General features: G+C 62.4%; 14 protein-coding genes. 4 read left to right on the top strand and 10 right to left on the bottom strand.

Features of this window, described 5'->3' with window-relative positions:
* Position 1 precedes the first annotated feature (1 nt).
* From V1293_RS25120 to ispG, 3 genes are all read right to left on the bottom strand, one after another.
* Positions 2–1,504 (bottom strand): toll/interleukin-1 receptor domain-containing protein, encoded by a 1,503-nt coding sequence (locus V1293_RS25120; RefSeq protein WP_334513122.1) that lies wholly within the window; start codon positions 1,502–1,504, stop codon positions 2–4.
* Positions 1,505–1,699: 195 nt separating this feature from the next.
* Entirely contained in the window at positions 1,700–2,593 is an 894-nt protein-coding gene (locus V1293_RS25115) for a TauD/TfdA dioxygenase family protein (protein WP_334513120.1), read from the bottom strand.
* A 203-nt stretch (positions 2,594–2,796) separates the two neighbouring features.
* Positions 2,797–4,083 (bottom strand): flavodoxin-dependent (E)-4-hydroxy-3-methylbut-2-enyl-diphosphate synthase, encoded by a 1,287-nt coding sequence (gene ispG, locus V1293_RS25110; RefSeq protein WP_334513119.1) that lies wholly within the window; start codon positions 4,081–4,083, stop codon positions 2,797–2,799.
* A gap of 266 nt (positions 4,084–4,349) precedes the next feature.
* Here ispG and V1293_RS25105 point away from each other — a divergent pair, with 266 nt between their 5' ends.
* Positions 4,350–5,225 carry a sulfurtransferase gene (locus V1293_RS25105; RefSeq protein WP_334513118.1) on the top strand — a complete coding sequence of 292 codons (876 nt, stop codon included), beginning with the start codon at positions 4,350–4,352 and terminating at the stop codon, positions 5,223–5,225.
* Between the two features lie 165 nt (positions 5,226–5,390).
* On the opposite strand, the gene V1293_RS25100 is transcribed toward V1293_RS25105, so the two are convergent.
* Positions 5,391–6,329 carry a DMT family transporter gene (locus tag V1293_RS25100; RefSeq protein WP_334513116.1) on the bottom strand — a complete coding sequence of 313 codons (939 nt, stop codon included), beginning with the start codon at positions 6,327–6,329 and terminating at the stop codon, positions 5,391–5,393.
* 35 nt (positions 6,330–6,364) lie between these two features.
* Complete coding sequence (locus V1293_RS25095) at positions 6,365–6,850, bottom strand: Fur family transcriptional regulator (RefSeq protein ID WP_334513115.1); 486 nt, start codon at positions 6,848–6,850, stop codon at positions 6,365–6,367.
* Between the two features lie 138 nt (positions 6,851–6,988).
* Between V1293_RS25095 and V1293_RS25090 the strand changes: the two genes are divergently transcribed.
* Genes V1293_RS25090 through V1293_RS25080 form a run of 3 tightly spaced genes read left to right on the top strand, consistent with a single transcriptional unit; the run spans position 6,989 to position 10,209 of the window.
* Positions 6,989–7,483: a MarR family winged helix-turn-helix transcriptional regulator gene (locus tag V1293_RS25090; protein ID WP_442894279.1), complete on the top strand. Its 495-nt coding sequence runs from the start codon at positions 6,989–6,991 to the stop codon at positions 7,481–7,483.
* Positions 7,476–8,648 carry an HlyD family secretion protein gene (locus V1293_RS25085; RefSeq protein WP_334513111.1) on the top strand — a complete coding sequence of 391 codons (1,173 nt, stop codon included), beginning with the start codon at positions 7,476–7,478 and terminating at the stop codon, positions 8,646–8,648. Before V1293_RS25090 ends, V1293_RS25085 begins: the two co-directional genes overlap by 8 nt.
* A gap of 4 nt (positions 8,649–8,652) precedes the next feature.
* On the top strand, positions 8,653–10,209 hold the full coding sequence (locus tag V1293_RS25080) for an MDR family MFS transporter (protein WP_334513109.1): 1,557 nt from the start codon (positions 8,653–8,655) through the stop codon (positions 10,207–10,209).
* A gap of 36 nt (positions 10,210–10,245) precedes the next feature.
* On the opposite strand, the gene V1293_RS25075 is transcribed toward V1293_RS25080, so the two are convergent.
* From V1293_RS25075 to V1293_RS25055, 5 genes are all read right to left on the bottom strand, one after another.
* The gene (locus V1293_RS25075) at positions 10,246–10,713 is read right to left on the bottom strand and encodes a GyrI-like domain-containing protein (protein ID WP_334513108.1); all 468 of its coding nucleotides are present in this window, start codon (positions 10,711–10,713) and stop codon (positions 10,246–10,248) included.
* Positions 10,714–10,813: 100 nt separating this feature from the next.
* The gene (locus V1293_RS25070; RefSeq protein WP_334513105.1) at positions 10,814–11,284 is read right to left on the bottom strand and encodes an SRPBCC domain-containing protein; all 471 of its coding nucleotides are present in this window, start codon (positions 11,282–11,284) and stop codon (positions 10,814–10,816) included.
* Positions 11,285–11,296: 12 nt separating this feature from the next.
* Positions 11,297–11,620: an ArsR/SmtB family transcription factor gene (locus tag V1293_RS25065; RefSeq protein ID WP_334513103.1), complete on the bottom strand. Its 324-nt coding sequence runs from the start codon at positions 11,618–11,620 to the stop codon at positions 11,297–11,299.
* Positions 11,621–11,753: 133 nt separating this feature from the next.
* A complete protein-coding gene (locus V1293_RS25060; RefSeq protein WP_334513101.1) occupies positions 11,754–12,674 on the bottom strand; it encodes a DMT family transporter in 921 nt (306 codons plus the stop codon).
* A 49-nt stretch (positions 12,675–12,723) separates the two neighbouring features.
* Positions 12,724–14,550 (bottom strand): tannase/feruloyl esterase family alpha/beta hydrolase, encoded by a 1,827-nt coding sequence (locus V1293_RS25055; RefSeq protein WP_334513099.1) that lies wholly within the window; start codon positions 14,548–14,550, stop codon positions 12,724–12,726.
* Positions 14,551–14,569: the final 19 nt, after the last annotated feature.

Here is a 14,569-nt window from a genome sequence, read left to right as displayed (position 1 = left end):
GTCACGCCGCTACGTTCAGTCCAACCTTCGATTGGTCCCCCGACACGATCCGGCCAAGCGCCAGCAGGACCTTGGAGGTGAAATCTTCATTTAGAACGCGCGTGCTGTCACAGAAGGCCTGCAACACCGTCACGAACTCTGCCTTGTTCTGCAAAAGCTCGGCGTCGTCGGTCGCAAGCATCTTGCGCGCAGCCGCATAAAGCTTGCTCTTTTCCGTCTCCCAGATTTGCGACTTCCTCTCGATCTCACCAGTCGGCAAATCACCCAGGATTTGAAGAATGCTTTCGGGCTCGTTCAAGCCCGCGTCCTGACTGTACCACAACAGATAATCCAGTTGCTGGATCATCTCGGCAATTCTTCCGCGCAGATCATGCAACGTCGCATTGAAGCTATTTGGCGAAAATTCGCTGGTCTTGCCTTCAAGGAACATGAAGCGATACTGCAGCCCGATGGAAATCGCCTTCAGCAGCATCGTGGTAGTCGGATCACCGTAGTCCTTGTACCTGATCTCGACGATATAGATGTGAAATTCGCGCACGCCGCTGTAGTAGATGACGCTTCGCGCAACGAACATTCTGAATGCGCGGTCCTTCTCCTGCGAGGTGACGACCTGCCGGTTGTCCCGGAAATCGCCGCGCATGGCCGCCGACACCAGCATTTGAATGGTGGAAGTCCAGCAGCGGGCGACGTCTTCCTCCCCGATATTTTCGGCAAACTGCGACCAGGAAACTGGCCCGCCTTGCGGCGTCTGGAATCCGAACGAATCAAACCGCCCGAAGAATTCGACGGTCGCGTCCGACAAGGCGTCACCGCGGCCAGGACTGGCCGCCGCACGACTCGTGCGAACGACGATCTTGCGTTCAGGAAAATTCTCCTGGTAGACGCGCTTCTGCAGCTCGAGATGAATGACGTTGACGAGACGCGCTGAGGATTCGAGCAATTGCTCATTGAAGGCCTCCAGATCTTCGTCGGAGAGCGGGATCGACTGGTTGATGATCCCCTGGATGCGCTTGAACAGCCTGAAAATCGGAGTTTTCTTCATGGCGACGTTGGCGGCGCCGGTTGGGCTCGCCGGGTTTTTCAACGCGGTGGGGTCCACCACCATCGGATCGAACGGTGCATTGATCTGCAGCGCCTGAATATCGGACATGGTCTCCGGCGTCTTGGTGAAAACGGCGATTGGAATCATGATCCGGTCCTGGGTCGGAAAATGCTCCATCTTCGGCGAATGCGAAATCGAGGCATCGAAATAGCCGACTTCGAAGCCAGTGAATGAATGGCTGACTTTTTGTTTGCCGGTGGCAACAACCAGCAGAATGTCGGTATCGTCAAGATCGGCCTTCAGCCGGTCACGCCAGTTCGAGCCAAGCGAGAATTCGACGTCAATGGTCAGCTTGAGAATGGTGGGATTGAAAGCACGCCGCAGCTCTTCAGCGATTGCAGTGGCGAGATCCCGATCCTCGGAAGAATAACTGATGAAAACGTGGAGCCGTTCGTCTGCCATTTCGCACCCCCGAAAATATCGCTTTGGGTTGGATCGCTAGACACCTCTTGCAACGGATGGTTGCGTAACGTGACGAGCCTAACCGGCGCCCGGGACCGGCAAATGTGACGCAGTTCACACGGGGGGATTTTTATCGGGCGGAAAAGGGGCGGGATCCCGAGATAGCAACACAGCATTTCACGCGGCGCGTTATCTTCACACCGGCCTCTCCCCCTTCACCGTCACGCGCGTGCCTGATCGTGTGTGCGGCCAGTAATCCCACATCGCGCGGTGCTGGGCGCAGCGGTTGTCCCAGAACGCGATGGCGTTTTCGGTCCAGCGGAAGCGGCACTGGAACAGCGGGTTTTCCGCATGCTGGTAGAGATAGGCCAATATCGCGTCGCTCTCGTCGCGGGGGATGCCGACGATGTAGCGGGTGAAGCCGCGGTTGACGTAGAGCGCCTTCTTGCCCGTCACCGGGTGCGTGCGCACCACCGGGTGCTCGGCGCGCGGATATTCCACCCGGTCGGCGACGCCGTAATTGGCGTAGAGGCCGCGATAGGTCTGCTCGCCGTCGTGCAGCGCGGTCAGCCCGTCGAGATAGGCCTTCATCCGATCCGACAGCGCCTCGTAGGCGGCATACATGTTGGCGAACAGCGTGTCGCCGCCGCGCGGCGGGCACTGCTTGATGTAGAGGATCGACCCCATCGGCGGCTCGACGTCGCAGGAGACGTCGGTGTGCCAGCCCTCGCCATTGGCGCGCGGGGAATCCTTGTCGGCGTAGATCTTCATCAGCGCCGGGTCGCCCTCGTTGGGCGCCGCCGGATGCACATGCAATTCGCCGAACTTGCGGCCGAAGGCGAGATGCTGGTCGGGGCTGATGTGCTGGTCGCGGAAGAAGATCACGAGATTTTCGGCAAGCGCGCGGTGGATTTCGTCCATCTCGCGATTGGAGCGCGTGTCGTCCGAGACGAGCTTGCCGATATCGACGCCGGAAATCTCCGCACCGATGATCGGCGTGAGTTTCTCGACGCTGATGGTCTCGTAGGGTTCGGTATCGCCGGCGGTGTGCCTGTAACGAGGACCTTGCTTACCCGACAGCGAAGACATCGGCGATTCTCCCAATCGTTCTTGATTGGGACGCATCGTAACTCAGATGAAACGAAGCGCAATCTCTCCGCGTGGTCGTCCCTGCGAACGCGGGGACCCATAACCACAAGAGGTTGTTGTTGCGGACGCTGGAGCCACAGCCCCGATAACCACGAAGCCCTGTGGTGATGGGTCCCCGCGTTCGCGGGGACGACGGAGAGAGATTACTCCGCGGCCGTCGTCTCGGGCGCCTTGGCGCCGGCACCATAACGCTGGTCGATATAATCGATCACCAGCGCCTTGAAGTCGGCCGCAATCGTCGGGCCGCGCAGGGTGCGGAACTTCTTGCCGTCGACGAACACGGGGGCTGCCGGCGCTTCGCCGGTGCCGGGCAGCGAAATGCCGATATTGGCGTGCTTGGATTCGCCGGGGCCGTTGACGATGCAGCCCATGACGGCGACGTTGAGCTGCTCGACGCCCGGATATTGCGTTTTCCAGCCCGGCATTTCCTCGCGGATGAAATCCTGGATCGAGCGCGCCAGCTCCTGGAACGTGGTTGAAGTGGTGCGGCCGCAGCCGGGGCAGGCCGCAACCAGCGGCACGAAGGTGCGGAAGCCCATGGTCTGCAGCAGTTCCTGCGCGACCTGAACTTCCAGCGTGCGGTCGCCGCCGGGCTCGGGGGTGAGCGAAATGCGGATGGTGTCGCCGATGCCGTCCTGCAGCAGGATGCCGAGGGCCGCGGAAGAGGCCACGATGCCCTTCGAGCCCATGCCGGCTTCGGTGAGGCCGAGATGGATCGCGTAGTCCGAGCGCGAGGCGAGCGTCTGATAGACCGCGATCAGGTCTTGCACGGCGGAAACCTTGGCCGACAGGATCATGCGGTTTTTGGGCATGCCGAGCTCTTGGGCGCGGGCGGCCGACAGCAAGGCCGACTGCACCATGGCCTCACGGGTCACCGCACGCGCATCGCGCGGATTCGGCGAAGCCGTGTTCTCGTCCATCAGCTTGGTGAGCAATTCCTGGTCGAGCGAGCCCCAATTGGCGCCGATGCGGACCGGCTTGTTGTTCTTGTTGGCGATCTCGATGATGTCGGCGAACTGGGTGTCGCGCTTGTTCTTGAAGCCGACATTGCCGGGGTTGATGCGGTACTTGTCGAGCGCCTCGGCGCAGGCCGGATATTCGGCGAGCAGCTTGTGGCCGATATAATGGAAATCGCCGATCAGGGGCGTGGTGATGCCGCGCTTGCGCAGGCCGTCGCGGATATGCGGAACGGCGGCAGCCGCCTCCTCGCGATCGACGGTGATGCGCACCATTTCCGATCCGGCGCGCGACAGCGCCGCGACCTGCGCGATCGTGCCGTCGACATCGGCGGTGTCGGTGTTGGTCATCGACTGCACGACGATCGGCGCCCCGCCGCCGACGGCAACATTGCCGACCATGACCTGGGTGGTTTTATGCCGGGCGCGGGGGCCTGCGACGTCGTCTTGCGGAATTATTTCGGGCTTGTTCATGGGGCCTCGAATATCAGGTTTTGATGACATTCACCAAGGGGGCGGCGAATGCGCAGTGCGCCTCGTCACACACGGATTTTTACGTTGTATATTCAATAGCTTATGCCGATGACGGCGGCCGGAAGCAGGCAGGAACACCGCAACTTCCGTTGTCAGCTATATTGGACAGGAATCGCCGAATTGAAAGGGCGCGCGCACGTGCCGGCCGCCTTTTCATGGCCCGATACGGGCCCTAACATCGGCCTGAAATAACCGGAGGCCGACAAATGTCGGGGCGTAACGGGCTCATCTCTACCGCGGAACTCGCTGATATTCTGGGCCAGGCCGATCTGCGCCTGTTCGACTGCACCACCTATCTCGAACCCGCGCCCGAGGGCAGCAGCCAGCCCTATCTCGCGGTACCCGGACGGCACACGTTCGAGGCCGGGCATATTCCGGGCGCGGACTTTCTGGATTTGCAGGGCGAGTTCTCCGATTCCAATACCCCGCTTCGCTTCATGATGCCGGATGTTGCGCAGCTCGAACGGGCGTTTGGCCGTCACGGCGTGTCCAACGAAAGCCAGATCGTGCTCTACAGCATCGGCACGCCGATGTGGGCGACGCGGTTCTGGTGGATGCTTAAATCGTTCGGCTTCGAGAATGTCGCGGTGCTCGACGGTGGGCTCGACAAATGGAAGCTCGAAGGCCGCCCGCTCGAAACCGGACCGGCGAAGGGATATCCGCCAGCAACGTTCACGGCCAAACCGAGGAGCGGATTTTTCGTCGACAAGCACGAAACGCTCGCCGCCACCACCGAGCGGGGCACCGTCGTCGTCAACGCGCTCGGTCCGCAATTCCACAAGGGCCTAGAGCCGAGCCGCTATGGTCGGCCCGGCCGCGTGCCCGGCAGTTGCAACGTGTCGGCAGCCACATTGCTCGACCCACAGACCAAGGCCTTCGTCCCGCTTGGCGAGGCGGAGGCCAAATTCAAGGCGCAGGGCATTACGAAGGGCAAGCGCGTGGTCGCCTATTGCGGCGGCGGCATCTCGGCGACGATCGATCTGTTCCTGCTCTACCGGCTCGGCTACGACAATCTCACGCTCTACGACGGCTCGATGGGCGAATGGGCCAAGGACGCGTCGCTGCCGATCGAGACGGGGTAGACGCTGACGATTCCGCGCTTTCTCCACGTCATTGCGAGCGAAGCGAAGCAATCCATCCTTCCACACGCGCGGAAGCATGGATTGCTTCGTCGCTTGCGCTCCCTTGCGCAAACACTTCGCGTTTGTCGCAGGCAATGACGAGCTTGGCGACGGACTCCGTCACCATCACGCCGGCAGGTTCGGATCCGGCACGACCTTCGGATCCGGCTTGTTCACGAGATAGAGCCCGGCAATGACCAGCAGCGCCGCGACACCGAAGGCGATGGTCAGCGTGTCATGCAGGATGAAATAGCTGGCGGCGACGCCGAACAGCGGCGTCACGAAGGTGAACGCTGACAATTTGCTGGCGGAGTAGGTTTTGACCAATGCGAACCACAACAGGAACGTCAGACCCACCACCCAGAACGCCTGATAGGCCAGCAGCGAGAGCGACAGCGGCCCGGGAACGTGGGTGATGGTTTCGTCCGATATCCACGCAGCAAGCGCGAGAATCGGGATCGACAGCGCCACCTGATAGCCGAGCCCCTTTTCCGCAGGGGCCTTGATCAGCGCGGTGGTCTTGACGATCAGCGTCGTGGTCGCCCAGAGCGCGCCGCCGGCGACGATCAGGAGGTCGCCCAGCAAAACAGTCGCATCGACATTGGTCTGGGGGACCCCGATCGCCAGCGCGACGCCGGCGAAACTGAGCGCCAGGCCACCCCATTGCGGCGCCCGCAACCGTTCGCCGAGAAAGACATACGAGCCGAGCGCGACGAAGAATGGCGCCGTATACAGAAACACCACCGCGCGCGATGCCGATGTCAGCAGCAGGCCGCGATAGATCAGCACGAATTCGATGCCGAAGATCGCGCCTGCGGTCACGCCGGCCCATAGCGTGCCGTCGCGCTCGAAGAATTTCACGCCGCGAAACCAGCCGATCGCGAGCAACACCGGCAACGCGCCGACAGAGCGAATCAGCGCCTGCAGCATCGGCGGCACGTCCGCCAACACCAGCTTCACCGCGATCTGGTTGAACCCCCAGCTCAGGCACAGCATCAGCATCAAGGCGATGGCGCCCGGGGTGAGCGCACGCCCGGCGGACAGTTTTACTGGCTTGGACGACATCTATCCTCGTGGCCGGCCTCGCCGCCGTGTTCTTGTTATTTCTGGCAATGGGCGCAGGTGCCGGCGATTTCGACGACGGAGAGCTTTGGCGCAAAACCCGACGCGCGGGCCGCCGCATTGAGGCTTTGCGCCACGGGGGCGGCGGGAATTTCGCCGACGGAACCGCAATGATCGCAGATCAGGAACGCCACCATCGAGGTCTCATCATGGTCATGCGCGCAGGCGAGGAAGGCGTTGCGGCTTTCGATGCGGTGGACGAGGCCGTTTTCCATCAAAAAATCGAGCGCGCGGTAGACCGTGATCGGCGCCGGCCGCGGCATCGATCGGGCGAGTTCGTCGATCACCTCATAGGCGCCGAGCGGGCGGTGGCTCGAGAGCAGCGCCTGCAGCACCTGACGCCGGATCGGGGTGAATTTCTGCGCCCGCCGCGCGCAGACCTCCTCCGCATGCGTCATCGCTTCCGCGGTGCAGCGGCCGTGATCGTGGTCCGGCGCGGGAAATGTGGGCTTCGTCAGGGTCATATCCGGCCTTTGTAGCAGTTTGAACGCCAATCCCAAAGCCCGGCCGCCCCTGGTTCCCAGCCATGTGCTGGAAGCGGATCAGGCCATTGTTAACGCGCCATGCAGAATTCATAAGCAAGCTTATTATATCGGTGGCTTATGGAGGCGAGGACGATGCGCGGTTCCGTGGATATGAACTTCCTGTTTACGCTCGGCGAGGTGCAGCGGATGGTGCGCGCCTATGCCGACCGGCAGGCGGCGCGCTACGGCATCACCCGCGCGCAATGGGCGGTTCTGGCCAAGGTCGAACGCACCGAAGGCCTCAAGCAGTCGGAACTGGCCGAGCAGATGGAGATGCAGCCGATCACGCTGACGCGGCTGATCGACAAGCTCTGCGACAACGGCTGGATCGAACGCCGCGGCGACGAGAACGATCGCCGCGTCAACCGTCTCTATCTGCGCAAGGCTGCGCGTCCGCTGCTCGGCAAGCTCGCCGGGCTTCGCTCCGAACTGACGGCGACCGCGCTCGACGGCATCAACCCCGCCGATGCCCACCGCCTGCTCGACCAACTCGACCTGATCAAGGAAAACGTTCGCAACGCGATCCAGCATCCGGCGAACGAACCTCCGCGAAAGGAACAGCGTTATGGCTGATCCCGTACTCAAATTTCCGCCCGAACAAAAGGGCAATCCCGCTTCGCCATCGTCGCGGCCGAAGCTCGCGGCCGAGCCACGCCGCCGCCTGATGGCCGGCATGCGACGTTACCGCCGCTTCCTGCTGCTGGTGGTGTTGCCGCTGGTGGCGCTGGTGGCCGGCGTGACGTTTTATCTCAATGGCGGCCGCTACGTGACCACCGACGACGCCTATGTCGGCGCGCAGAAGGTTCTGATCACGCCCGACATATCAGGCAAGATCGAGAAGGTCGTGGTGAAAGAGGGCCAGCAGGTTAATCCGGGCGATGTGCTGTTCGAGATCGATCCCGTCCCGTTTCGTCTCGCCGTCGCGCAGGCCAAGGCCACCCTTGCACAGGCCAATGTCACCTATGACAATCTGATCGCCGACCTCAGGATCTACGGCCAGATGAGCGAGCTTTCGCAGCAGGGCATGGACCTGAAGCGGCGCGACGTCGAGCGCAAGTCGGCGCTGGTGAAGAACAATTTCGGCTCGCAGCTCGACCTCGACAATGCATCGACCGCCCTCGTCACCGCGAGCGCCCAGTACCAGTTGCTGCAGCAGAAGATCGCCACCGCCAAAGCACAGTTGCTCGGCAATCCCGATCTGCCGCTCGCCGAATTCCCGCCCTATGCCCAGGCCAAGGCGGCGCTCGACCAGGCCCAGCGCAATCTCGACCACACGGTGATGCGCGCGCCGATGGCGGGCATCGCCACGCAGGTCGAGCAGATTCAGCTCGGCCGCTTCGTGATGGCGGGCGCACCGGTGTTCAGCATCATCGACACCTCGAACCCCTGGGTCGACGCCAACCCGAAGGAATCCGATTTCACCCATGTCGCGGTTGGCCAGTCCGTCACGCTCGAGGTCGACGCCTTCCCCAATCATGTGTTCAAGGGCACGGTCGGCTCGCTCTCGCCCGGCACCGGCGCGCAGTTCGCGATCCTGCCGCCACAGAACGCGTCGGGCAATTTCGTCAAGGTGGTGCAGCGCGTCCCGGTGCGGATCTATTTCGACAAGAACGACAGGTTCGTCCGCAAGCTGAAGGCGGGCATGAGCGTCTACGCCACCATCGACACCAACCATCGCCGCTCGCTTCCAGCCCTGCTCGGCCTGTCGCCGGCGGTGGCGAACCAGGACCACGAATAACGCCATGACGACGGGCGCACCATCGGCTGCCGTTCCCGGCCTGCGCCGGAACATGGTGACGATCTGCGCCATGACGGCGACGATCATGCAGGCGCTGGACACCACCATCGCCAACGTCGCGCTGCCCTACATGCAGGGCACGCTGTCGGCCTCTCAAGACCAGATCAACTGGGTGTTGACCTCCTACATCGTCGCAGCCGCGATCATGACCGCGCCGGTGGGGTGGATCGCCAACCGCTTCGGCCGCAAGCGCATCTTCATTATCTGCTCGGCCGGCTTCACCATTGCTTCCGTGATGTGCGGGCTGGCGCAGGACATCGGCCAGATGGTGCTGTTTCGCCTGCTGCAGGGCGTGTTCGGCGCGGCGCTGGTGCCGCTGTCGCAAGCCGTCATGCTCGACTCTTACGCGCTGCATGAACGGGCGAAAGCGATGGCGATCTGGGGCATGGGCGTGATGATGGGGCCGATCATGGGCCCGTCACTCGGCGCCTGGCTGACCGAGACCTATTCCTGGCACTGGGTGTTCTTCGTCAATCTGCCGTTCGGCATTTTTACCGTGCTCGGCCTCATGATCTTCATGGACGAGACAAAGAAGGCCATCGAGCTGCGCTTCGACTGGTTCGGCTTCACCGCGCTCGCGATCGCTATCGGCGCGCTGCAGCTCGCGCTCGACCGCGGCGAGCAACTCGGCTGGCTGGAATCCAACGAGATCATCGCCGAGTTCGTCATATCGGCGATCGGCTTCTACTACTTCCTGGCGCATTCGCTGACCACGCAGCATCCGTTCATCCAGTTCGCGCTGTTCAAGGACAAGAATTTCGTCGGCGGCTGCGTGTTCATGGCCGTCATGGGCCTGGTGCTGTTCTCGACCATGGCGCTGTCGTCACCCTTCCTGCAGAACGTGATCGGCTATCCGATCATCACGGCAGGTCTGCTGCTGGCAAGCCGCGGCTGCGGCACCTTCGTGGCGATGATGCTGGTCGGCCGCCTGATGCGCCATATCGAGGCGCGAACGCTGATCGTCGCAGGCCTCAGCCTGACCGCGGCCTCGCTGTTCTATATGACCGGCTGGACCGATCAGACCGGCGTGACCGAGATCGTGATCATCAGCGTGGTCCAGGGCTTTGGCTTCGGCCTGGTGTTCGTGCCGCTTTCCACGGTGGCGTTCCTGACGCTGCCCAATCATCTGCGCACCGACGGCACATCGATGCTGACCTTGATGCGCAACGTCGCAAGCTCGATCGGCATCTCGCTCGTGATCGCGCAACTGACGCAAGGCACGCGCTACACCTACGCGGTCCTGTCGGAGTACATCAATCCGTTCAACCACGCCCTGCAGATGCCGGACGTGCGCGGCCTGATCGACCTCTCCAACGACACGGGCCGCGCCATGGCGGACATGTTGGTCAAGGCGCAGGCGCAGATCATCGCGTTCTCGCACGACTACCAGATGGTGATGATCTTCACCGCCTGCGCGATCCCGCTCGCGATCATGATCGGCTCGACCAAGGCGACCCTGCGCGAACAGTCGGCCGCGCCGGAGCATGCCGTGATGGAGTAGAATTTCCCGCCGCGCATTTTCTGCGCTTCGAGATTTCTAAAACTCCACCAATTCCTTGCTGAGCACCGTCCGCCAGGCTTTCGGGTCAGCGCTATCCTCCGGGCCGACCGCATAGGATTCATAGAGGCCGTCCACGGTTCTGTGTCCCGCGGCCTTGATCATGGCGATGAATTCGCCCCACGCGTTGCCGAGACCTTCATAGCCGCCATGATAGGTGGTCTGGACGATATTCATCGCGGGCCACTGCCCTGGTTTCACGCGATTTACCGGCGCGACTGAAGTGGCGACCGGCAGGCATATCTCAAAATCGAAGACCTCACCGGGATTGCGAACATGGTGAGTGAACCATGGGCCCGTAACCGCAACGTTCTGCGCGGCGGCGGCGGCCTTCAATTCGGTGAGGCCGGGCCCCATGACCTTGCGAATGTCTTCGCGCGGAACCGTGATCGGAATCAACGCGGTGAGCTGCGGCTTGGTTTGAACGATACGAAGCGGTTCGATCACGGTTACTCTCCAAATTTTGAGGCTTGGCTGACATGAGCTTCTACGCTCATTTCAGCCGCCTGGTGTGGCGCGCGGCACATGTTCAGTGGTTGAGCGCCGGTTATGATTTGAGTGTGGTCTCGAGCCGCACGTAGCTCGCTTCCATTCCATGCTCCATGCCGGTGGACAGCATGGCAGCCCGCGTCGCGGCATCGGGCAAGGTCATCCGCATGGTCATCAATGTACCGGTCCCGTCTGGCGCGAAGGTCGTTTCGACGTGGTTGTCCGGCGTTGCATCGGGCATGTGCATCCGTTCGACATGAACGAGCCGGCTGAAGGGCACCAGTTCCAGGTATTCGCCGGTCAGATAAAATCCGCCGCCTTCGCCGTTCGTCCACTCGTAGCGGATCTTGCCGCCCGGTCGCGCCTCGTTGATGCAAACCGGCATCGTCCAGCCGTCCGGACCGAGCAGCCACTTCTGGATCAGCGCCGGCTCGGTGTGTGCGCGATACACCGCTTCCGGCGCGGCGGCGAAGCGCCTGGTAACGACGACATGGCGCTCACCTTCGGTCTTCAGCGTTATCTTGCTCATAGGGTTTGCCTTTCACTCTTCGGTTTTCATGGCGGCCAGAACGTCGTCGAGCCGGTTGTAATTCGCGGACAGGGCGTGCCGAAGCATCGCAAGCCATTGGTCGATTTCGTTGACGGCTGCAGGCGCCAGCCGGCATGGCCGCTTCGTGCCTTCGACGCGGCGGAGGATCAGACCTGCGCCCTCGAGCACCTTGAGGTGCCGGGAGATGGCGGGTTGCGTCATCTCGAAGGGCTCGGCCAGTTCCATGACGGTGGCCTCGCCCAATGCGAGGCGGGCAAGGATCGCCCGCCGTGTTGGGTCCGCCAGCGCCGAGAAAGCGGCATCGAGATTTGGCATATGCTCAATCCTTTATATATCCTATTTGTTATATAACGAGATGTGCATCGTCAAGCCAGATTCGCCGACGGTCGATCGGTGGCGGCTCATGCGGTGAATGGACAGGCGGTGGTCACACCCGGGCGGCTAGGATTTATCGCGACCCACTCTGCTTGGCCCGCAGGCACAACCACATGCCGCCGAGCGACAGCGCGCCGCCGATCAAATGGATCATGGTCGGCGCCTCGCCAAGAAAGATGATCGACAGCACCGCGCTGACGATCGGACCCAGATAAAGGCTCAAGGAGGTCGATACCGCGCCGAACATCGAGCCGAGATAGGCATAGGCCGAATAGGCAAACAGCCCGGGCACGAGCCCGGCGAACAGATACACCAGCGCCGCGCGCCCGCTGAACGCAGCCGACGGCATCGGCCAGATTTCATGGACCGCAAAGGGCAGCGAGAAGAGCGCGCCTGCCGCCGCAAACAGCCCGATCCTTGCCAGAAAGCTCACACCCTGGCCGACGCGATTTTGCATCAGCGTGTATCCCGCCCAGCCCAGCATCGCGAGCAATGCGAGCAGGTCACCGGGTGAGAGGCCCGCGCCAACGGCGGCTTGTCCCCTTGTGATGATCAGCAGGGCGCCCGCCAGCGCGACCAGCATGCCGATGATTTGTCGCCGGTCGACGGCCTCCCGCCCCGACACGAAGGAAAACAGCAGCACGACAAGCGGCGATAACGCCATGATCAACGCGATGTTGATGGCCGAAGTGGTAATGCCGGCGACATAGACCGGACCGCCGCAGATGAACATGCCGAGAAAGCCGGCCAGCGCGATGCCGAGACCGTCCTTGCGCAACAGGCCGGGGCTTTCCCGCAGCGCCATCACGACAGCCGGCATCAGGCCGAGCGCCACGATGCTCCAGCGAAAGAACGCGATCGAGAACGGTGGAACGCTCCCGGCAACACCGCGCGCCAGGATCATGTTGGAGACCTGAGCGGTGGCAACGAGCAGAAAACCGAGCAGACCGAGCACTTCGCGCGTTCTGCTCGCTGCTTCCTTGGGTTCGGTCATGCTCGATCCGGCGGTTACGCCCCCGACGATACGATCCTACCCCGGCGGGTTACCGGCAGCTATAGCTCGAAGCCTGCTTTGTATCCCCGTTGCCGTTCCATGTCGTCCGCAGCGGATAGACGCAAGCCGGATAGCTGACGCTGTTGTCGCGCGACGTCAGCAGGATTTCGCCCGGCGCGGTGCCTTTCTCGACCCAGTCCACCAGTGCGGTGAAGAACTGATCCTGCTCGCGTGTCGGCGTCTGGTTGGCATTGCCCGGAAGTTTCGGCAGCGGCACGGTGTCGTTCTTGCCACTAACCGTGTAGGCCCGGCCCTGCGACGAGTGAGCCGAGCCCGGCAGGAGATACATCCGCATGAACTTCTGCACCTCGGCGTGTCCGCCCATCGCCGCCACCACGCGCTCGTGATAATTGATGTTGCCGGCCGGCGGGATCGCGTCGTCGACGAGACCGCTATAGACGATGACCTTGCGGCCAAGGTCGCGCAGCTTCCCAAGGTCCGCCTTGTCCGTGATGAGGTCACTGAACAGCGTCGGCTGCAATGCGACGCCCTTGTTCACGGCGTCGGCGAGCCCGGCATAGTCCAGTTCACGCCATTTGTTACGAACATTCGACGAGACGTTCGTGATTGGATCGCCCGATGCCGTGCTGGCGTCGGGGGCATAGCTGACGTCCTGCAACGCCAACGCGACGCCGAGCGAAGAGGCATTCGTGATCTGACTGCCGATGGCGGTGCTCTTGGTGAACGTCCACCAGAGTTGGTTCCTGCCGAGCGACTTGCCGGATCGCGCGTTGGCGCTCTGTGAGGCGTCAAAGCTTCCGTCGCTGGTGGCGCCGAACCAGATCCGGTTCAGCGCATTCGCCTCTTTCAGATTCATGCAGGTTGCCGAGTCGGCATTCCTGCCGGTTACACCCTCGCCGGCCACTTCCGCACACAGGATGTCGGCATCGCGCGCCGGATTGTAGTCGCAGGCGAAGGGATCGAGCAGGAAGCCGAGGCCCGCCTTGTCGCAGACGGCGACCGCGCGCTTGTTCGCGGCCGCGACCCTGGCGGCAAAGGCCGCGGCCTCCGGCTTGTTGGCCGCGGTGAAGCCGAGTTCGGTCTTCATCACGATCTGCGGATAGAGTCCCGCCGTGCCGAACTTCGCGATATTTAGCGCCGGCTGCGCGATCATGTAGCCGTCGTAGAGTTGCGGATATTCCTGGGCGATCTTCATGCCCTGCCGGCCGCCCTGCGAATGGCCGTCATAGTAGGTGTATTTCGGCGCCTTGCCGTAATAGAGGCTGACCAGCGCCTTGGTCTTGACAGCCTGCTCCACCATGGCGCGCACCGAGAAATCACGAAGCGATTCCACGTTGACCTTGCCGTCGGACAGAAACGCGAACGAGCCATCCTGATACCAGGGCTGGCCGGCATCCGTCGTGCCCGAGGCATATCCGATATTTGCATTGACGATGGCCGGAACCTTGCTGCCGATCTTGTCCGCATAGCGATGGCCGCCGCCGACCCATCCGCCGCCGCCATAGTTGCGGATGCGTTCGTTCCAGTTGGCATGCGTCGGCAGCCAGACCTCGATGCCGATACCTTCGGAATAGGAGCGCGCGTTCGTGTCCTTTTCCGCCGTGGCGCCGGGGCCGACCAACAACTTCACGAGGCATAGATCGGCCGCCGCCGTCACCGGCTGCGGCGCATCAGGCGCCTTCAGCTCCTCGCCCTTTTTCACCAGCCGGACCGCGACGACAGACGTTTCGGCGTCGGGGCGAAAGGCGGCCTTGATACCGTCATCGCAGGAAAGCGAATCGGCCAACGCCGGCGTTAGATACCCGCAGACCGCAAACAGTATTGCCGCACGAATACCCGTCCCTTTGATCGACATCGTCTCGCTTCCCTTTCAG

The sequence above is a fragment of the Bradyrhizobium sp. AZCC 1693 genome (assembly GCF_036924745.1).
Classification (GTDB): domain Bacteria; phylum Pseudomonadota; class Alphaproteobacteria; order Rhizobiales; family Xanthobacteraceae; genus Bradyrhizobium.
Note: the sequence above shows the minus strand (reverse complement) of the source record. Positions and strands in the feature narration are given on the sequence as shown.